This is a genomic window from Prevotella communis, from assembly GCF_022024175.1.
In the GTDB taxonomy this organism is placed as follows: domain Bacteria; phylum Bacteroidota; class Bacteroidia; order Bacteroidales; family Bacteroidaceae; genus Prevotella; species Prevotella communis.
Genome location: NZ_CP091794.1, coordinates 1,154,233 through 1,174,630, shown reverse-complemented (window position 1 = coordinate 1,174,630; position 20,398 = coordinate 1,154,233). Strand labels below are relative to the sequence as shown.

The 20,398-nt window shown below is 49.3% G+C and carries 17 protein-coding genes; 7 read left to right on the top strand and 10 right to left on the bottom strand.

Annotated elements, in window-relative coordinates; genetic code table 11:
- Positions 1 to 70 precede the first annotated feature (70 nt).
- The 4 genes from L6466_RS14320 to L6466_RS04610 all read right to left on the bottom strand — a co-directional run bounded on the left by L6466_RS14320 (position 71) and on the right by L6466_RS04610 (position 4,304).
- Positions 71 to 1,177, bottom strand: a complete 1,107-nt coding sequence (locus tag L6466_RS14320; RefSeq protein WP_431356510.1) for a 5-formyltetrahydrofolate cyclo-ligase — start codon at positions 1,175 to 1,177, stop codon at positions 71 to 73.
- Positions 1,178 to 1,243: 66 nt separating this feature from the next.
- Positions 1,244 to 2,008, bottom strand: coding sequence for a DnaJ domain-containing protein (locus L6466_RS04620; protein WP_237801912.1), 765 nt, complete (start codon positions 2,006 to 2,008; stop codon positions 1,244 to 1,246).
- Between the two features lie 9 nt (positions 2,009 to 2,017).
- Positions 2,018 to 2,638, bottom strand: coding sequence for a cytidylate kinase-like family protein (locus tag L6466_RS04615; protein WP_091817950.1), 621 nt, complete (start codon positions 2,636 to 2,638; stop codon positions 2,018 to 2,020).
- Positions 2,639 to 2,720: 82 nt separating this feature from the next.
- Positions 2,721 to 4,304, bottom strand: coding sequence for an NAD(P)/FAD-dependent oxidoreductase (locus tag L6466_RS04610; RefSeq protein WP_237801913.1), 1,584 nt, complete (start codon positions 4,302 to 4,304; stop codon positions 2,721 to 2,723).
- Positions 4,305 to 4,430: 126 nt separating this feature from the next.
- Here L6466_RS04610 and L6466_RS04605 point away from each other — a divergent pair, with 126 nt between their 5' ends.
- The 4 genes from L6466_RS04605 (at position 4,431) to thrC (ending at position 10,150) form a co-directional block, all read left to right on the top strand.
- On the top strand, positions 4,431 to 4,805 hold the full coding sequence (locus L6466_RS04605) for a zinc ribbon domain-containing protein (RefSeq protein ID WP_091817945.1): 375 nt from the start codon (positions 4,431 to 4,433) through the stop codon (positions 4,803 to 4,805).
- A 127-nt stretch (positions 4,806 to 4,932) separates the two neighbouring features.
- Positions 4,933 to 7,410 (top strand): bifunctional aspartate kinase/homoserine dehydrogenase I, encoded by a 2,478-nt coding sequence (gene thrA / locus L6466_RS04600; RefSeq protein WP_237801914.1) that lies wholly within the window; start codon positions 4,933 to 4,935, stop codon positions 7,408 to 7,410.
- Between the two features lie 41 nt (positions 7,411 to 7,451).
- Positions 7,452 to 8,744 (top strand): cofactor-independent phosphoglycerate mutase, encoded by a 1,293-nt coding sequence (locus tag L6466_RS04595; protein WP_237801915.1) that lies wholly within the window; start codon positions 7,452 to 7,454, stop codon positions 8,742 to 8,744.
- Between the two features lie 35 nt (positions 8,745 to 8,779).
- A complete protein-coding gene (gene thrC / locus L6466_RS04590) occupies positions 8,780 to 10,150 on the top strand; it encodes a threonine synthase (protein ID WP_237801916.1) in 1,371 nt (456 codons plus the stop codon).
- On the opposite strand, the gene L6466_RS04585 is transcribed toward thrC, so the two are convergent.
- Together L6466_RS04585 and L6466_RS04580 are read right to left on the bottom strand one after the other, a co-directional pair.
- Complete coding sequence (locus L6466_RS04585) at positions 10,132 to 10,851, bottom strand: ABC transporter permease (protein WP_091817934.1); 720 nt, start codon at positions 10,849 to 10,851, stop codon at positions 10,132 to 10,134. The two genes, thrC and L6466_RS04585, sit on opposite strands and share 19 nt — an antisense overlap.
- 16 nt (positions 10,852 to 10,867) lie before the next feature.
- Positions 10,868 to 11,428, bottom strand: coding sequence for an ATP-binding cassette domain-containing protein (locus L6466_RS04580; protein ID WP_237801917.1), 561 nt, complete (start codon positions 11,426 to 11,428; stop codon positions 10,868 to 10,870).
- Positions 11,429 to 11,505: 77 nt separating this feature from the next.
- Between L6466_RS04580 and L6466_RS04575 the strand changes: the two genes are divergently transcribed.
- The 3 genes from L6466_RS04575 (at position 11,506) to L6466_RS04565 (ending at position 14,490) form a co-directional block, all read left to right on the top strand.
- Complete coding sequence (locus L6466_RS04575; protein WP_237801918.1) at positions 11,506 to 12,576, top strand: agmatine deiminase family protein; 1,071 nt, start codon at positions 11,506 to 11,508, stop codon at positions 12,574 to 12,576.
- Positions 12,577 to 12,658: 82 nt separating this feature from the next.
- Positions 12,659 to 13,513, top strand: a complete 855-nt coding sequence (locus L6466_RS04570; protein ID WP_237801919.1) for a carbon-nitrogen hydrolase — start codon at positions 12,659 to 12,661, stop codon at positions 13,511 to 13,513.
- A 77-nt stretch (positions 13,514 to 13,590) separates the two neighbouring features.
- Positions 13,591 to 14,490: a leucine-rich repeat domain-containing protein gene (locus L6466_RS04565; RefSeq protein WP_237801920.1), complete on the top strand. Its 900-nt coding sequence runs from the start codon at positions 13,591 to 13,593 to the stop codon at positions 14,488 to 14,490.
- Between the two features lie 13 nt (positions 14,491 to 14,503).
- On the opposite strand, the gene bcp is transcribed toward L6466_RS04565, so the two are convergent.
- The 4 genes from bcp to L6466_RS04545 all read right to left on the bottom strand — a co-directional run bounded on the left by bcp (position 14,504) and on the right by L6466_RS04545 (position 20,397).
- Positions 14,504 to 14,971: a thioredoxin-dependent thiol peroxidase gene (gene bcp / locus L6466_RS04560; RefSeq protein ID WP_091818054.1), complete on the bottom strand. Its 468-nt coding sequence runs from the start codon at positions 14,969 to 14,971 to the stop codon at positions 14,504 to 14,506.
- A 132-nt stretch (positions 14,972 to 15,103) separates the two neighbouring features.
- Positions 15,104 to 15,628, bottom strand: coding sequence for a very short patch repair endonuclease (locus tag L6466_RS04555; RefSeq protein WP_237801921.1), 525 nt, complete (start codon positions 15,626 to 15,628; stop codon positions 15,104 to 15,106).
- A 74-nt stretch (positions 15,629 to 15,702) separates the two neighbouring features.
- Positions 15,703 to 18,063 (bottom strand): restriction endonuclease, encoded by a 2,361-nt coding sequence (locus tag L6466_RS04550; protein WP_237801922.1) that lies wholly within the window; start codon positions 18,061 to 18,063, stop codon positions 15,703 to 15,705.
- Complete coding sequence (locus L6466_RS04545; protein ID WP_237801923.1) at positions 18,064 to 20,397, bottom strand: hypothetical protein; 2,334 nt, start codon at positions 20,395 to 20,397, stop codon at positions 18,064 to 18,066.
- Position 20,398: the final 1 nt, after the last annotated feature.

Here is a 20,398-nt window from a genome sequence, read left to right as displayed (position 1 = left end):
TATAATTGCAATTATTGGGGTGCAAAATTACAACAAAAAAACGAGAATCACAAATTATGAGTCTCGTTTTTTATGATATCACTTCATCCATCACGACATCATGCGCCTCGGAAGGCACTTCCGCCACACGCTGGAAGGGGAAGCACACACCTATTTTATATATATCAGGATGAGTGCTGAGGAAGCGGTCGTAATAGCCCTTGCCTCGTCCCAGACGGTGACCGGCAGCATCAAATGCCATACCTGGCACCAATGCGAAGTCTATCTGGTCAAAAGCGACGAAAGGCTCCCCTACTGGCTCCATGATATGAAAGGCACCCTCCTCAAGATCCTCACGCGAAGCATAGTGGCGCAGTTCCATCGTCTCATCACCTGTCACCTTGGGTAGCACTACCGACACGCCCTGGGCAGCCAACTGGTCTACCAAAGGACGGATATCCACCTCGTCGGACAATGGCCAGTAAGCCATCACGGTCCGTACATTCCGTGATTCCGTCATTCCCTGCAACTTCCTGACGATATCTTCCGACATCCTGGCCAACTGCGCCTGATGCTGTTTCTTCGCCTCACGCATCTGGGCTCTCAGCAGGGGTTTCGTGTTCGCACCGTTTCTGGCAGAAAACTCACACCCACAGTATTGTTGGTTATAGAACTGATTCTCCTTGAGCAACTGGTTCCTACGTTCCTGCAGTCCGCCCTTGCGCCAGTTCTGTGCCCAGAACACGGTTCCAGGCACCTCAGCCATGGCTTTCTGTCCTGCCCGTTCTATCTGTTCCAAACTCTTCCAACGACTGGAGGCCAGTGTGGTAGCAAAATAGCGGAAGCCAAGTTCCTGAGCCTTACGGGCCGTTTCCGTCAATCGCAACGTAAAGCACTGCTCACAGCGCAGTCCCCGCTCAGGCTGGTTTTCCAACCCGCAAACGCCCGTACGCCATCCTTCGTGGTCATAGTCACCGTCTATCCATTCCAATCCCAGACGCCCGGCATGGCGCTTACTCTCGTTCTTGCGGATCTCATATTCCTCACGAGGCCAGATATTGGGGTTGAAATAGAAGATGGTGGGACGCACGCCATTCGCCATCAGCCATTCTACAATAGCTGATGAACATGGTGCGCAACAAGCGTGCAACAGTACCTTGTCGCAACCCTCAGGAATCAAAATAGCCGGCTGTTTCAACTCTTATATCTTACTTCTTACATCTTACTTCTTACATCTTACTTCTTACATCAGACATCTTACATCTCAAAGCCCCCTGGCTTTCCAGATGCGATCCTTGGCAGCATTAATCTCCTGGAACTTCTTTTCTGCGGCCTTACGTACGTCATCACCCAGTTTTGCCACACGGTCGGGATGATGTTCCAGAGCCAGACGACGATAGGCTTTCTTCAACTCATCATCGGTAGCATCCGCACTCACGCCAAGCACCTTGTAGGCATCCTCCAGTGAGTCACCCTCCAGGTGCAGCATCGCATCCACTTCCTGGGGCGACATCTGCATCCACTGGGCAACCTCCTTCAGTGCAGCAACCTCCACCTGATCCACACGCCCATCGGCCTGTGCTATCATCACAAGGAAGTTGAGCAACTGCAATCGTCCAGAATAATCTACATGATAGGCAATCTGATTACAGGCCTGCTGGATATTCTGCCTATAGGCGGCATTTCCCTGACGGTCCTGCTCAGCAAACAACTGGTGCATCAACTGATCGCCCTGCTGAGCTGCAGCCTCGCCAAAATTCTGACGGAGCATACCTCGTACCAGTTCCATCTCCGAATGCATCACCTTGCCATCGGCCTTTACGATATAGGCCGCCAGCACCAGCATCGAGATAAAGAAACTATTACGGTCACCTTGTTGCGACTGCTCATCGGTGAGGCGCAAAGTCTCGCCCTCACTACTATTGACAGCCGTATCAAACAGTGCGCCTATTACAAATCCTAAAATACCCCCCAAGGGTCCAAAGGCGCTCCATCCCAGATAGCCGCCAATCCATTTTCCAAAAGCCATATTTTTTTATTATCCTATGACATTCATCAGGAAGTCAACGGCACCGTTCACGCCAAACTGCTTAACGTTCAACGAGACGTCATAGTTGCGGGCATCTTGCCATTCACTGCCTGTAAACGTCTTTGTATAGAGCTCACGACTGTAGTCATTGTCAACGATCATGGCAGCCGCGTCGCTCTCTGAAATATCATACTTCCGCCCTATGCGTTTCTTCCTGCAGTCTACATCTGCATGGATGAATATCTTCAGGGCATTCGGATGATTGCGGAAAATATGGAAGCCGCAACGGCCCACGATGACGCACGACTCCTGTGCTGCAATTTTCCTGATCACTTCAGCCTGCGCCTCGAACAACTGGCGTGAGGTCTGGTCGTGCTCCTGTCCATTATACTCGGTTCCGGCCATATACGAACGGTAGAACTGTGTGAAATCATCACGCCACAACGGATTGCGGGATTCTATTTTCTCTACGGCCTCTTCCACAATATTATATTTACGAGCCATTTCGTTCAGTATCTGCTTATCCAGCAACTTCACATTAAGCCTACGGGCTAATTCGGCTCCAATCTCGTGTCCACCAGTGCCAAACTGTCGGCTGATGGTGATTACAAATTTCTCCTCCTTATTCATAAGCGTATAGATTTATTAGGTTTCACGTAAAGCATTATGTACATCGGCAAAATTACGAATAAAAATGGAATCCGCCAAATTTTCATCCAACTTTTTCCATATACGATGCACACATTTCTGCACAACGCTCACCATCCACGCCAGCCGATACGATACCACCTGCATAACCGGCGCCTTCACCACAAGGGAACAGGCCCTCTACTTGCACATGCATCAGGGTCTCGTTGTCACGGACAATACGCACCGGACTCGATGTTCTGGTCTCCATGGCAATCATCACAGCCTCGTTTGTCAGGAATCCATGTGCCTGCTTACCAAAGGTCTTGAAGCCCTGTTGCAAGCGCGAGGCGATAGGCTTTGGCATCCAGAAGTGCAACGGAGACGACACCAGTCCCGGGGCATATGAACTTCTCGGCAAATCATAGCTCAGTCTGCCATTCACAAAGTCTGCCATACGCTGGGCAGGAGCCGTCTGCTTCATATTACCTTGCTGCCAGCACATCCGCTCCAGTTCCTCCTGAAAATACATCATCGAAAGTGCGGGAGCAAATTTTTCACTCTTCACTCCATACTTTCCACTTTCCAGGTCTTCCGGTCTCACCTCGACCACCATGCCCGAGTTACTCCATTGTGTACCTCGGTTGGCAGGACTCATGCCGTTGACCACAATCTGTTCAGGACCCGTAGCGGCTGGAATCACGAAACCGCCCGGACACATACAGAACGAGTACACGCCTCGTCCGTCAGCCTGTGTCACAAAGGCATATTCTGCAGCAGGCAGCCATTGTCCCCTGCCCTCCTTACGATGATACTGTATCTGGTCTATCAATTGCGAGGGATGCTCCAGACGCACGCCCACAGCAATTCCCTTTGCCTCCAGATGAATCTTGGCATCATTCAGATAGCGATACACATCACGGGCCGAATGACCTGTCGCCAGGATCACCGGCCCAAGGAATTCCCGATCATTAGCCACACAGCCAACAACCTTGCCTCCTTTCATTACCAGCTCCGTCATCTTAGTCTGGAAATGCACCTCACCGCCACAGCGGATGATGGTATTGCGCATAGCCTCGATGACCTGCGGCAATCTGTCCGTACCAATATGGGGATGAGCATCGGCCAGAATATTCGTAGAAGCGCCGTGCTGACAGAACACACGCAGTATTTTCTCCGTGTTACCACGCTTCTTCGAACGGGTATATAGCTTACCGTCAGAATAGGCACCAGCACCACCCTCACCAAAACAGTAGTTGCTCTCGCCATCCACCTGTTGGGTACGGGAGATATTCGCCAGGTCCTTCTTGCGTTCGTGCACATCCTTGCCTCGCTCCAGCACAATAGGACGGAGGCCCAATTCGATGAGTCTCAGGGCAGCAAAGAGTCCGCCAGGACCAGCACCCACCACAATCACCTGTGGCTTGTTGCTCACATCCTGATAGTCCACATGCTCAAACTCATCCTCCGTAGGCAGCTCGTTCACGTAGACACGTACCTTCAGGTTCACGAAGATGGTGCGCTGGCGGGCATCTATCGAGCGCTTCAGAATACGCACAGCCTTCAGTGCGCCCAGGGCAAGACCCTGTTCCTCAGCTATATATTTCCTTAGTTTATCTGCGCTGGCCGCCACCTGCGGCAAAACGCGTAGTTGATATTCGTTTGTCATTGGATGCAAAATTACAAATAAAATATGGAAAATCAACATGCGCCAGCAAATTTTTCACTTTCCGCGCATCACTTTTCACTTCAAAATGATTACCTTTGCACCCCGTATCATAAAACCTATAAAAATATGAAATGTCCTAAATGCTCACACGAAAACGACGAGAATGCCCTTTACTGCAATAAATGCGGTATTAAGTTTGACAAAAGACAAGATTGGAACAGCATCCTGATTATGGCCTACTGCTTCTCCATCATCTTCATGTCTATCACTAACGCCAGTATTGGCTATCTTTTTGACTGGATAGGATGCACGTGGCAGACCAAGCATTTTGTCTATCTATTCCTGAACATCGTCGCTGCCCTACTCACATTCGTCCTGCCTTTCGGCATCCGCAACACTTGGATGAAGATCGTATCATTCATCCTGATTGCCATAGCAGCCATCATCAACATATCAAGGAATATTTATGCAATTATAGAGACATATAACACAGGATTTTAAGACAATACCGAAAAAATATTGACCAAAAAGGTGGTCGAATAAAAATTTTGCATTACCTTTGCAGCGCCAATGGAGTAGTCCCCGCTTGTTGAGGGGTACCATTCGGAAAGATAAATTGCATAGGAATATGAAAGTAATGAAATTCGGCGGAACGTCCGTAGGTTCCGTAAAAAGCATTTTGAGCTTAAAAGAAATTGTGGAGGCAGAGGCTCGGACGCAACCTGTCATTGTAGTAGTAAGCGCACTCAGCGGCATCACCGACAAATTGATTATGATGTCGCAGATGGCAAAACAGGGAGACGAGCGCTATCGCGAGGAATTCGACGCGATGGTCAGACGCCACCACTCGATGATAGACACTATCATCCAGGACATCAACAAGCGCGTAGACTTAATTAATAATGTAGACCAGCTCTTCGATCAGTTGAAGAGTATCTACTATGGTGTTTACCTGATTCACGATCTGTCGAAGAAGACCGAGGACACCATCGTATCCTATGGAGAGCGCCTCAGTTCCCATATCGTTGCTGCGATGGTGAAGAATGGTGTTCGTATGAACAGCCGCGACTTCATCCGCACACAGAAGAAGCAGGGCAAGCATGTTGTCGACACCGAAGAGACCACCAAGCTCGTCAAGGAGGCCTTCAGCAGTGTGTGTTGCGATTCTGTCGCAACAAATAAAATCTACGTCGTTCCCGGCTTCATTGCCCGCGACAGTGACACTCACGAGACAACCAACCTGGGACGTGGCGGTTCCGACTATACCGCTTCTATCCTTGCTGCCGTACTGAATGCTGAGGTGCTGGAGATCTGGACCGATGTCGATGGTTTCATGACAGCCGACCCCAAAGTCATCAAGAGCGCTTATACCATTAACGAACTTTCTTACGTAGAGGCGATGGAGCTGTGCAACTTCGGTGCAAAGGTTATCTACCCGCCAACCATCTATCCCGTCTGCGTAAAAAATATCCCCATCAAGGTTAAGAACACCTTCAATCCTGAACATCCGGGCACGCTTATCAAGGCTAACATTGAGAACGACCAGAAGCCTATCAAGGGTATCTCTTCTATCAAGGGTACTTCCCTGATTACCGTCACTGGTCTGTCAATGGTGGGTGTCATCGGTGTCAACCGCCGTATCTTCACCACCCTGGCCAACAAGGGCATTTCTGTCTTCATGGTGTCACAGGCATCATCTGAGAACTCCACCTCTATTGGTGTGCGCGACGAAGATGCCGAGGCTGCTGTAGAAGTACTAAATGCCGAGTTCGCCAAGGAAATTGAGACGGGCGCCATGTTCCCCATGCAGGTAGAGAGCGGACTCGCTACTATCGCCATCGTGGGTGAGAACATGAAGCAGACACCTGGTATCGCCGGAAAACTGTTTGGCACTCTCGGACGCTCAGGTATCTCTGTGATTGCTTGTGCCCAGGGTGCTTCTGAGACGAATATCTCATTCGTGGTCGATGGCAAGTTCCTGCGTAAGTCGCTGAACGTGCTCCACGACTCGTTCTTCCTGTCAGAATACAAGGTGCTCAACATCTTCATCTGCGGTATCGGTACTGTGGGTGGCATGTTACTCGAGCAGATTCGCACCCAACAGCAGTTCCTGATGCAGTCACGCCGCCTGAAGCTGAATGTGGTTGGTATTTCTGATGTAGCCAACTTCGTTCTCGACCGTGACGGTATCGACCTCGATAACTACGAGCAGATTCTGCGTGCAGGCTTCCCCGCTAATACGGAGCATATGCGCGACGAGATTGTCAAGATGAATATCTTCAACAGCGTCTTTGTCGACTGTACCGCCAGCAAGCAGATTGCCACGCTCTACCAGACTTTCCTGGAGCACAACATCTCTGTTGTTGCTGCTAATAAGATTGCCGCATCAAGCGATTACGACAGCTACCTGAAGCTGAAGCAGACGGCCCGCGACCGCGGTGTATGGTTCCGCTATGAGACCAACGTAGGTGCTGGTCTGCCTATCATCGGTACCATCAACGACCTGTGCAACTCTGGTGATAAGATTCTGAAGATCGAGGCTATCCTCTCTGGTACGCTGAACTTCATCTTCAACGAGATTGCTGCCGATGTGCCCTTCTCTGAGACTGTTCGTCGCGCCAAGGAGCAGCGCTACTCTGAGCCCGACCCACGTATCGACCTCAGTGGTACGGACGTGATTCGCAAACTGGTTATCCTGACGCGTGAGGCTGGCTATAAGGTAGAGCAGGATGATGTAGAGAAGCATCTCTTCGTGCCCGACAGCTATTTCGAGGGTTCTATCGATGATTTCTGGGCTAAGCTGCCTGAACTCGATGCCGACTTCGAAGCCCGTCGCAAGGTACTGGAGAGCGAGAACAAGCGCTGGCGCTTCGTGGCTACGATGGAAGCCGACGAGAAAGATCCTTCTAACTTCAAGACCAGCGTTGCCCTGAAGGAGGTACCTTACGGACATCCTTTCTATGGTCTGGAGGGTTCCAACAATATCGTGCTCCTCACCACTGAGCGTTATAAGGAGTATCCGATGCTCATCCAGGGCTATGGTGCCGGTGCAGCCGTTACCGCAGCCGGTGTCTTCGCCAATATCATGTCTATCGCTAACATCTAAAATAGTGTGCTGGACGGTTCTGCCGTCCAGCCTTTTTCCTTATGAAGCATATCATTATTTTAGGCGACGGCATGGCCGACCATAAGGTTGACCGCCTTGGCGGGAAGACCCTTCTGCAATATGCACGTCCTGAATACATGAACCGCCTGGCAAAGGCAGGCCGTACAGGCCGTTTGGTTACCGTTCCCGAGGGTTTCCCCCCGGGCTCCGAGGTAGCCAACACCGCCATCCTGGGCTATGACCTCAACAAGGTCTATGAAGGACGCGGTCCTCTGGAAGCAGCTTCTATTGGTTACGAGATGCAGCCCGATGATTTCGCCATCCGCTGTAATATCATCACACTCGAGGATGGCAAGATTATCACCCATAATGGAGGTAACCTCCAGACAGACGATGCCCGCATCCTCATCGATTATCTTAACGAGCGCCTCGCCAAGCCCATCAACGAGAAAGAAGGCTGCGAGCGCGTCAAGTTCATCTGCGGCATCCAGTATCGCCATCTGCTCATCATCAAGGGTGGCAACAAGCACATCGTCTGTGCTCCGCCCCACGATCATCCCAACGAGCCCTGGCGTCCCCTCCTGGTAACCCCAGAGTCCGGTTTAGCAGACAGCGATACCGTGGTCAGCGATTCGGTCGCTGACACCTCTCATCTCTCCCCCGCAGAAACGGCCTCTCTCATCAATAATCTCATCCTGCGTTCGCAGGAGCTCCTTGCCCAGCACCCTTTCAACCAGGCACGTGCTGCCCGTGGTGAGCGTCAGGCCAACAGCATCTGGCCTTGGAGCGGTGGCTATCGTCCCTCCATGCAGACCCTGATGCAGCAGTACCCCCAGGTAAAGACGGGTGCAGTCATCTCGGCTGTCGACCTGATCCAGGGCATTGGCAAATATGCCGGCCTGCGCATCATCAAGGTGCCCGGTGCCACCGGACTGGCAGATACTAACTACGAGGGGAAGGCGCAGGCTGCCATCGACGCCCTGCAGACTGATGACTTCGTATTTGTGCATGTAGAGGCTACTGACGAGGCTGGCCATGATGGCGACCTCGACCTGAAGCTCAAGGCTATCGACTACCTGGACCAGCGTCTCATCAAACCTATCTTCGAGGCCACCGAACAGATGAGCGAACCTGTATGCATCGCCATCCTGCCCGATCACCCCACACCCGTGGAGCAGCGCATCCATGTCAACGAGCCAGTGCCTTTCCTTATATATTATAAAGGTATAGAGCCCGACGCTGTGGAATACTACGACGAGGAGTCGTGCGTCACTGGCAGTTACGGACTATTGCGTCTCCAGCAGTTCATGCAAGAGTTTATGAGAATCAATTAGAATTATCAATTATCCATTGTCCATTATCAATTCATATGAAATACTATAGCACCAATGGAAAAGCCCCTGTGGCAGATCTTCGCAAAGCCGTGGTAAAAGGCTTGGCAGAAGACCGCGGACTCTATATGCCTGAGGTTATCAACAAACTGCCTCAGCAGTTCTTCACCGACATGCCGAAGATGAAGTTCCAGGACATCGCCTTCAATGTGGCCAGTGCCTTCTTTGGCGACGATGTAGACCTCGACAGTCTGCAGGACCTGGTATACGACACCCTGCAGTTCCCCTGTCCCGTGGTCAAAGTCAAGGAAAGCATCTACTCCCTCGAACTCTTCCACGGTCCCACCCTGGCCTTCAAGGATGTAGGTGCCCGCTTCATGGCTCGCCTCCTGCAGTATTTCCTGCGTCGTGGCGGTTCCGTATGTGGCGACGGTTCCGTATGTGGCTGTGGTACAGCCACCAAATCCGTCAACGTCCTCGTTGCCACCTCTGGCGACACCGGTTCTGCCGTGGCCAATGGTTTCCTGGGCGTTGATGGTATCCATGTTTATGTGCTCTATCCCAAGGGCAAGGTATCACCTATCCAGGAGTGCCAGTTCACCACGCTGGGCAAGAACATCACAGCCATTGAGGTCGATGGTGTCTTCGACGACTGTCAGGCTCTGGTCAAGAGCGCCTTCATGGACAAGGAACTCAACGAGCACATGATGCTCACCTCGGCCAACTCCATCAACGTGGCGCGTTTCCTGCCCCAGGCATTCTATTACTTCAATGCCGTGGCACAACTCATGGCCCTTGGCCACAACCCCGAAGACATCGTTATCTGCGTGCCCTCAGGCAACTTCGGCAACATCTGTGCCGCCCTGTTCGGCCATCAGATGGGCATGCCCGTGAAGCGTTTCATTGCTGCCAATAATGCCAACGATATCTTCTTCAACTATCTGCAGACGGGCCAGTACAATCCCAAGCCCTCTAAGCAGACATTGGCTAACGCTATGGATGTGGGCGATCCCTCAAACTTTGCCCGTATCATCAACCTCTATTCTGAGAACGGCAAACTGTCGCCCGAGGAGACCCACAAGCGCATCACCAGCCTCATCAGCGGTGCTACCTATAGCGACGAACAGATTCGTGAGACCATGCGCCAGTGCTACAAGGAGACGGGCTATATCCTCGATCCTCACGGAGCATGCGGCTATCGCGCCCTCGAGGAACAGCTCAAGCCCGGCGAGATTGGCGTCTTCTGCGAGACAGCCCATCCCGCGAAGTTCAAGGAGAAGGTGGACGATATCCTGGGCATCGACGTAGAAATCCCCGAACGCCTTGCTGCCTTTATGAAGGGCCAGAAGCAGAGCGTCCCCATGACAAAGGATTTCGCCGACTTTAAGGCTTATCTCTTAAAGCAGTAAAGGGCTACGATAGCTGCTACCACCGTCGACACGAAGGCAGCCATCATCAGTAAAATCATCACGACAACTGCCGTGGCAGGCGATACGCCGCCCAGCAACATACCTACAAAGAGCAATGGCATGGTCACCAACAGGGGCTGTGCCATTGTTCGTAACTGGGGCTGTACGGTGGCTCTCAGGGCTCTGCGCACGCTGGGCATCAGCGACTCCAGCAACGTGGCACCGTTGGCCTGCATATACAGGCGGTGTGCTTCCGTATGCGTCAGACTGCGCTGATAGGTCTGTAGCGTCTCCTTCACAGCCACCACCAGATGAGTCACCATCACTGCCGTTATGGGGATAAAGAACCGGCCTGGCATGCAGAGCATCATCACGCCGCTACCAATCAGCGTGCCTGCCGTCAAGGCAGCCACCACAGACGTCAGCATCTGCTTCCATGTCTTCCGCATCTTGTACAGACACCAGCCTGTGGCCAGGGCTATCAGCACCACCAGCCACAGCATATCTGCCCACCAGGCGTTCGCTTTACAGGCCGTCCAGGCAATGATGCCTATCACTGCCATCTGACCTGCCATCAGGCCAAACACCCGCAGCACGCGCGCCATCTCCTTACGGTCTATCAACCAATAGACGGCTACCGATGCCAATAGCAACACCACCAACAGGCTCACGCCCCAAAACGATATATCTGAGCTCATCATTTCTTTTCTGTCTTTTTTATAGTTCTATCACGTTATCACTCACACGCAGTATATCCTCATCATCACTGCTCACAATGACGATATGTCCGTCGCGCGCCTGCTGACGCAGATAATCGGCCGAGAGCACATGCGGCTGGTCCACCAGCAGGATGGGTCGCTTTCTCAGCACCGCCACGGCCAGTAGCTGCGCTTTCGTCCTTGGAGCCATCGTGCGTCTTATTTCCTCCTCCAGCAGTCCGTTGGAGATAGCCGCATCCCTGTTCTCCTTCCATTCAAACACCTCCTGCACCGTAGGTGGTTCATACACCGTCACCTCACCGTCGGCCACCAGTTCCTCAGGCACATAGGCCATCATCCTCCTCAGCGTCTTCACGGTCTGCCTGTTCAGCGGTTCCCCGTCAATACTGATGAAACCGTTTCTCACGGGCGACAGTCCCAGCATGGCCAGGAGCAGATGCGAGCGCACCTCCCGACTATCTCCCGTCAGGCATGTCACCTCGCCTTCCTTAGCCATCATCGACACCGTCTTTGAGGCTCCTTCTACCACCACATCATTCAGTTCCAGCATACCATTCATTAGTTTATGGCCACAAAAGTACTAAATAATTATCAATTATCAATTGTGAATTATCAATTATTTCGTAACTTTGCACCATGAATACGAAAAAAAGACGCATGCAGGCCGAGTGGGAACCCCAGAGCATGGTACAGCTCACCTGGCCTCACAAGGACACCGACTGGGCTCCTATCCTGCCCGAGATTACCGCTGTCTACGAGGAGATGGCGCGCGAGATCTGTAAGCGTGAAAAGTTGCTCATCGCAGCCCCCGAAGGCACCCCGTTGCCCAAGATCACCAATTGTCAATTATCCATTGTCAATTCCAACGACACCTGGGCTCGCGACCACGGCTTCATCACCGTAGAGGAAACCACCGCCCTCGGCCCTCAGACATCAGACATCAGCCCTCAGCCCTCTGACATCGTCCTTCTCGACTTCAAGTTCAACGGCTGGGGTGAGAAGTTCGAGGCCAATCTGGATAATCAGATCAACAAGCACCTCTACGACCAAGGCATCGTTAAGGGCAAGTACGAGTCCCACCTCGACTTCGTCCTCGAGGGCGGCTCTATCGAGAGCGATGGCAAAGGTACCATCTTCACCACTACCTGTTGCCTCATGGCACCTCATCGCAACCAGCCCCTCACGCAGGCCCAGATTGAAGCCCGCCTCAAGGAATATCTCGGTGCCGAGCGCGTTGTATGGCTCAACCACGGCAGCCTCATTGGCGATGATACCGATGGCCATATCGATACCCTGGTACGCATCTGCCCTGACGACACCATCGTCTATACCGGTGGCGATGCCGACCATCCCGACCTGGCCCTGATGGAAGAAGAGCTCCGTGCACTCCGCACCCTCGAAGGCCGTCCCTACCGCCTTCTGAAGCTCCCCCTCCCCCGTCCTATCTATGATCCTCCCGTGGACGAAGGTTGTGTGGTCAGCGATTCCGTCGCTGACAGTGACCGTCTCCCCGCCACCTACGCCAACTACCTGGTCATCAATGGCGCCGTCCTGGTGCCCACCTATGCCCAGCCCGACCTCGACGCCGAGGCCCTCCGTATCATTGGCGAGGCCTATCCCGACCGCGAGATTATCGGCATCGACTGTCGTGCCGTCATCAAGCAGCACGGCTCCCTCCATTGCTGCACCATGCAGTACTATCAGTAGTTCAGTATGCTGCTGTGCCACGGCAGCCCTCAAAAGCAGTTCAGTATGCTGCTGTGTCACAGCAGCCTCAAATAAAAAAAGTATGAAAATAGGATTTCTTCAGCAACACAACACATCCAATGTTGTTAATAATATCGAGCGCCTCTGCGATGGCATTCGTGACCTCGCCAAGCGCGGTGCAGAACTCGTTGTTCTGCAGGAGCTCCACAACTCCCTCTATTTCTGTCAGGTAGAGGATGTCAACCTCTTCGACCTGGCCGAGCCCATCCCAGGTCCCTCCACCGATATCTATGGCCGTGTAGCCAAGGAATGTGGCATCGTGCTCGTCACCTCCCTTTTCGAGCGCCGTGCCCCCGGTCTCTACCATAACACCGCCGTTGTCTTCGAGAAAGACGGCACCATTGCCGGCAAATACCGCAAGATGCATATCCCCGACGACCCCGGCTATTATGAGAAGTTCTATTTCACCCCCGGCGACCTTGGTTTCCAGCCTATCCAGACCTCTGTAGGCCGTCTTGGCGTCCTCGTCTGCTGGGACCAGTGGTATCCCGAGGCAGCCCGTCTCATGGCCCTTGCCGGTGCCGAGATGCTCATCTACCCCACCGCCATTGGCTTCGATCCCAACGACACGCCCGACGAGCAGGAGCGCCAGCGTATGGCGTGGCAGACCGTGATGCGTGGCCATGCCGTGGCCAACGGACTCCCGGTCGTTGCCGTCAATCGTGTAGGCGATGAAGACGGCGTTCCCTTCTGGGGCACCAGCTTCGTCTGCGGTCCTCAGGGCGAACTCTATTACGAGGCCTCAACCACCGACGAGGAAAGCATCATCGTAGATATTGACATGAAGCGATCCGAACAGGTACGCCGCTGGTGGCCCTTCCTCCGCGACCGTCGCATCGAGGCCTATGGCGACCTCACCAAGCGATTCCGCGACTGAATAAATTATCTTGGTAACCTTTTTATCTAAGGAATTAAACAGATACAGTAATTCCATGTTTAAGACAATAATATATCATGAAGAAAAAGTTAGTCTCACTTTTCGCCCTGATGTTCATGACAACGCTGGGTGCACATGCCGATATTGACATCAACGAAACAAACTTTCCCGACAGGAAGTTCCGCAAATTCCTGTTAGCCCAGACGTATGGCGCTGACGGCAAACTGACGCCAGAGGAAATTGACGGTGTGACGAGTATGAAAGTGCAGTTTATGGAAATCCAGAGCCTGAAGGGCATAGAGCACTTCACGGCGCTGACAAGCCTGAAATGCAGCTTCAACCTGCTGAAGACGCTCGACCTGACGCAGAACACGGCGCTGGAAGAACTCCTCTGCGACAACAACCTGCTGACGGCTCTCGACCTGACGAAGAACACGGCGCTGACAAGACTCTTCTGCTACGAAAACAACATCCTATCGATCGACCTGTCGCAGAATACGGAACTGGAAACCCTGTCGTGCAGCGAAAACCAGCTGAGGACGCTCGACCTGTCGAAGAACACGGTGCTGTCATGGGTGAATTGCTCCAACAATCTGCTGACGGCTCTCGACCTGTCGCAGAACGCGGCGCTTGAGGAGCTGAACATTTCTCTGAACCAGATAAAGGGCGAGACGATGGACGCATTGGTAGCGAGCCTGCCTGCCGTATCTAAAGGCAAACTGTATGCTATCTATAACAATCAGGAGCAGAACGAGATAACCACCACGCAGGTGACGGCCGCTAATGCCAATGGCTGGACGATATACACCTACGACGGTAACGACTGGAAGGTGTATGCAGATCCTACCGCCGTGCAGAATGTTAAGGCTGCTGCTAACGACACTTCCGCTAACAAGAAGAAATACTTCAAGGACGGAAAAATTGTCATCGAGGCTAACGGCAAGGAGTTTGACGCTGCCGGAGCGCAAGTGAAGTAGCGACAGGGAGTAGTCAAAGAACCGTCTCGTGATTATCCAAAATTTGCTCAGCGTGTTCCTTGGTCTTCACCTGCTTCCCTGCAAATATCTTCTCGATGATGCCTTCCTCGTTGATGATAAAAGTAGTGCGTATGGTACCCATCGTCTTCTTGCCATACATATTCTTCTCACCCCAAGCACCCATCGCCTCCAGCAATTCATGATTGATGTCAGCAATCAAGGGGAACGGCAACTGGAACTTCTCCTTAAACTTCACATGCGAAGCAGCCGAGTCTTTGCTCACACCAACCACCTCATAGCCCCTACCCTGCAGTTCGCTGTAGTGGTCGCGCAAGCTGCAAGCCTCTGCGGTACATCCACTCGTATTGTCCTTCGGGTAGAAGTATAGCACCAGCTTCCTACCCTTGTAATCACTCAGACGGATGTCCCGTCCCTGTTCGTCCTTGCCCAGAATCTCGGGCGCTTTGTCTCCAATAGTCATAATCATTTCCGTTTTGTTCAATGATGCAAAAATACCACAAAAAATTTAGAACACCAAACTTCTCACATCATTTCTGACTGAGCATCATTGCTGTGAATCAAAGAACCGCCCCGTGATTCTGCAACATGTCAGTCACCTGTCCCTGTGGCACTTCATCTTCCTTCCAACATCAGCCATCTTACATTTTCTGTCTTGCAGAAATATGTGGTTCAGCGTAAACGCTAATGCCTCCAGCGTTTCTTCACGCTTCGACGGCTTCAGCTCACACTCCCACACCGTGATACAGTGCCATCCCATCTCTGCCAACTTCTGCTGTTCCTCCTTGTCTCGTTCTTTGTTCCTGCGGATCTTCGCCACCCAAAACTCACGGTTCGTCTTCGGTATCTTACAGCACTCCGAACTCTCAATGACATCATCCTTCTTACATCTTACATCAGACATCACATTGTGTCCATGCCAGAAGCACCCATTCACAAAGATACACGTCCTATATTTCCTCAGTACCAAGTCCGGATGCCCTGGCAGTCGCTTATGGTTCAATCTATAGCGGAATCCCCTACTCCACAACCCACGCCGCACAATCAGCTCTGGCTTCGTGTCCTTCGATCGGATTGCCGCCATGTTCGTGTGCCGTTGTTGTGGTGAGAGTTTATCCATAGACATTTTGCCGCAAAAATAAGAATAACTTTCGATTCTGCAAAAGATATCCAGAAAAAACATTGTATTCTCTTTCAGAATCCATCTCTGTATTCAAGAACTTCTTCGGCAGTAGCGAACAAGGGCTCATCATTTACATAGCTATTAAATTTTTTGAGATGTTCTTGTTTCAGGTGTTCTATCAGTTCACTTATCCTAAGTTTGCCGATGTTTACCTCTTCATCAAACCGGTAGAAGAAATACGGACCTTTCACTTCTGAAGGGTACCACGTATCGCGCATACGTTTTTCTGTTACCTTACTTGCCGTATCCTTAACATGGAATACGCGATACTCGCCCGTTTTTTCAACGCCATCAGTATATAATATAACAAACTGCACTTTCTGTTTACCGTAGAATCCTGCAGTATGTGCACCTTCACGTTCCTCTTCGCCTTTTAGTTTTAAACGGACATTATACACCAATGAACCCTTATCATTATAGCCCATAATCCACTTCAAGTGTTCGTTATTTTTATAGTAGCCAACCATAACTCCTCTACTAGGATCACGCTCCAAATAGTGCATTGTCAACCATTTGGGTGTTTCAACAGGCTTCAGCATCTCTTTTTCGAAAGTCGGCATAAGCACCACTTGTGGATCTTTACCCATACCACACTCCTTAATAATAAACGCCTTTTCCAACTCATCATACTGGTTTTGAGTCTGTTCCCATTTGTTGATAGACCTTGCATACGCGAAATACATCTCCCGTCCTTCACCATATGGTTGAAAAACACGTCCGTTCAATTCGTAGAAATGTTGCCTCAGATAAAGAGAGCCATCCACACCAAGCCTTGCTCGCATGGCATATATTTTATAATCCCTTTGGATGACTTCACGTATTTCTTCACGAAAGACATCCCTTACATGCCGTCTCCACTGTGCTTTCTCATTGGCCTTATCACGGGCATAGAGATATAAAACATACAAGAAGTTTACGTCATATTGAGAAAGAAACAAAGTATCGCGGTCGAACAATCGGTCAGGAAACTGATAAGATACCTTAGTACAATGTTCCCCTTTCCCGTCAGTATGTTTCTTTATGTTGTTATGTGAATCATTATATCGATGGTCATCATAGACGAAGGCACTAATAAAGAAGTTTGGTATCACATCATAGCCTTCCGTCTCAGATGCATCCTGTAGATGTATATCTTTGAATCGCTCCCTATCCTCATCACGTTTCTTTCTATCCTCCTCATCATAAGCGTTATCCAAAAACAAATTGATGTTCCATTGGACAACATTTCTTGCATACGTGTATTGCTTATAGATAGATTCTGAGGTCAATGAATGACCGCTCTTATAGTACTTGCTGTCACCAATATAATAAACCTCCCTTGTACTCTGGCTATCGGTAGAAGTCAAGGCCAAGTCTGTGTACAAATGGTCCACCTGTTTGCCATCGCGCTGATCAGCCAATCCTTTAGGTATCATATTATGAGGTGTGCCGATCAGTTCATCAATCATTGCCTCGAAGATGACATTGAAGCTCTTTGCCAGGATATATTCCTGCGCATGGGTATTGGTGGCAATTCGATAGGCATTATCAAAGAAAGCATAGCACAAGTCCCACAACTGCAATGCTTTGTCAGAGAAATACTTGTACTTAATCTGCATCAGCCTCGTCTTGCCCATGCCATGCAAATACTGTTTGAACTGTTTACCTTGAATCAGTTCATACTGAATATTGATAGGCGTATTGAATCCGTATTCTTGGTTCAGGTAGTTCAATATGCTAAAGAAGATTACAAATAACTCCTCCTCATAGTTAACCACCCGTTTCTTGTTGACAGGATTCAGATAGACCACATCCTTGCCTTGCACAAAGCCCTGCGAATGACTGATAGTGCGCGTCCAGTTAATCTTATTGTTTCCCCTGTGCAGGTTCTTGATAGCAAAAAGTACAAAGTCGCGGTTCTCCTGATTAAAAGCAATCAGTGATAGCACTATATCAAGATAGGTATTGGCACGATGTCGTCTTCCTCTGCCAGTTTGTGGTAAATGCTTGTAAAGAATGGCCTTGCTCGTCGGATTAGCATTGTAAAACACATTTAAAGCGCGATAAACCCAGACGGAGAACTCGTAGATAAACTTCCTGTATTCGTTGCTCAAATATTTCTCCTGGTCCTTTGGTGTCAGCACATCTTCGGGCTTTACTTTCTCACCCGTCTCAGTCTGCACACCTGCTAACACCTCTGTCTTCATAACCTTGTCATCCTTCAACAGCACTTTGGGCAGAATGAACACACAATCGTGCAAATGCGGATTATAAAAATACCCCACATACTGCACGCTCACCCGTTTATCAACATCCTGAAGCACATAAATGTCCTTCAGCACATTTTCTACGAGACGGCTATCATACTGGTGTTCTTCAAACAGGATGTACATTTACTTCAGCTCTTCTTTAGTCTGTCGCCAGTTCAATACTTTCTCAACGAAATCAGTCAAACGTACTGTGTTCACCTCTTCGCCCGCTTCATCGTAGAAATCAGGGAAGGTCAGGTCTTTCTCTTCTTCCTTGTTGGTCGCAGGATTCACTTCCTTATAACGGAATAATGAAGCATCTTCAAAGCCGTAATCCTTGAACACATCGTTCCAGAGGTAGAATATCACCTTGCTAACGAAAGTATCTTTTGTGATGATAGTAGGCTCGGTTTTTCCATCCTCTATTTCTGTTGCCTTGCAGAAGAAGTAGCCTAACTGTTTGTCTGCACTCGAAGTCATTGATGCGATGATCTTATTGATCTTTTCAACGAATTCCCACCAATCCACTTTCTTGGTTGCTTCGTTTCCATTATCGTCTTTTGACTTCAACTCTACATCAACCTTCCAATCCTTGTGTTCATCCTTAATCTTGATATACTTCCAATCCCAACGACGTTTGAAAGCGGAGTCAATGGGGAACAGGCTTTGGTCACTAGTATTCATCGTTGCCCAGATGTAGAAGTTAGGAGGAAGCAACAAAACTCTTCCGCTCTGAATATCTTCTGAAAGCGTGGCACCGTAGTTACTCGTATACTCTATTACGCCCTCGATATCAATATCAGTTGATAATTTATAATCTCCATCCTCAGTAAATGCTTCTTTAATAGCATCACGCAAATCAGAATCAGCCTCAATAGGATAAACCGAAAAGCCATTGTCGCTACGATCCAAGAGTTGGAAAATATCGCCAAAAATCTGAGCACAGTTACCACGGTTTATTTCTTCAATAACCAAGAATTGTGAATCAATCTGTCCATTAGATTCATCTTTTACTTCAGGAGTTACGCCTTCATTTACATTCTGTTTCAAAAGTTCCCACGCATCTTCAAAATCGCTACTATATCCCTTTAGTATATCTACGAGTGTCTTTTCTAATTTTGAGGGTTTTATCTCATCTAACTCATAAAACTTGCGCTTCAGCGTTGCTTTCTTCTTGCCTCGAGCCTCAACATTAATTGTTAGTGTTTCATTATCTTCTGCAACGTCACTTATAATATATGTCTGCGTCTTCTGAACATCAACATGCCCCTTATCTCTAAACGTATTAATAAGTTTCTGCCACCCTTCGTCAAATTTTTCTTCAGTGCAGTTATCTATATTATCGAAGATCCAGTTAGCTATTGCATGTTGAACAGACTTACCCGTTTGCGGTCCTTTAGGTAACTCAAAGACTCCATTATTCCAGAGATTTGGCCATTCTTTCAAAACTAAGCTTTTAGGGAATTGGAACTCTCGTGATAATGTCAAGTCATAAATACCTACGGAGTTGATAACATAGCGTCCATTTCCCGTTTCAAATTCTTGGACAGCAGGTACACAGCAAATAGAGCATCTATCTGCATATTTTTTCCAAGCACCAAGATAAGCTTTAAGGAAAGCCTGCTTCACAAATTGATAAGTAATACGTTTCTCTTTATATGTTCCACCAGGCTCAAGACCTATTCCACTATTCACAACAACAGGAACGACTGGCACATCCACATCTTTCATAACAGGTTTATATGCTCCCACGAATGTGGAGTAGTCGCTATCCGGATGAAAAGTAGTTCTCACCACAGCTTCGCCATCTGTCTGCTTGCTAATTTCATGAGACTTACCAGTACCTGGAGCACCATAGAATATCTGCTGTAAAGGGTTTGTTATTGCTGTATCCATAATCTCAAGCCCTTTTTCTCTGCCATCATTATATGGCTCAAATGTATTTGTTACCCATATGTCAAATATTCCGTTGCTCGCTTTTTTGATATGCAAATCAGAATATCCTCCAGCAATATAATTCCTTATAGTAAACTTGGCTGATTTTCTTTCACCTTTATAATTAGTATATTCTATATCTTCTAACAAGCCATTAAAGTAAAATCGTTTATCAATTTCACCATTAGCTTTTAGAACGTCTTTACGGGCATTCCATATTTGTGTTCTGGATTCCACTTTAACGCCATCCACTGTGAAAAATCCGTCAAGAAAAGCAAGTTGATCAAATACAAACGCTGTGGAAAAATTGATATTCTTATGAATCGAAGAATTGTCGTATTTACGAGGCAAAATAGATGCAATAAAAAGAATTGCTTTAGTAAGATTCTCTCTATTGAATCTTACTGTAATCTGCTCACCTGCGTCTTTAAATAATTCGTAATGCTCATTGTCCAAGAACAAATCTGTATTCTTAGCATCGCCTGCACCCACAGTTCTATAACTGGCATTGGTGTCGTTGATATGTTTTACGATCTCTTCCATA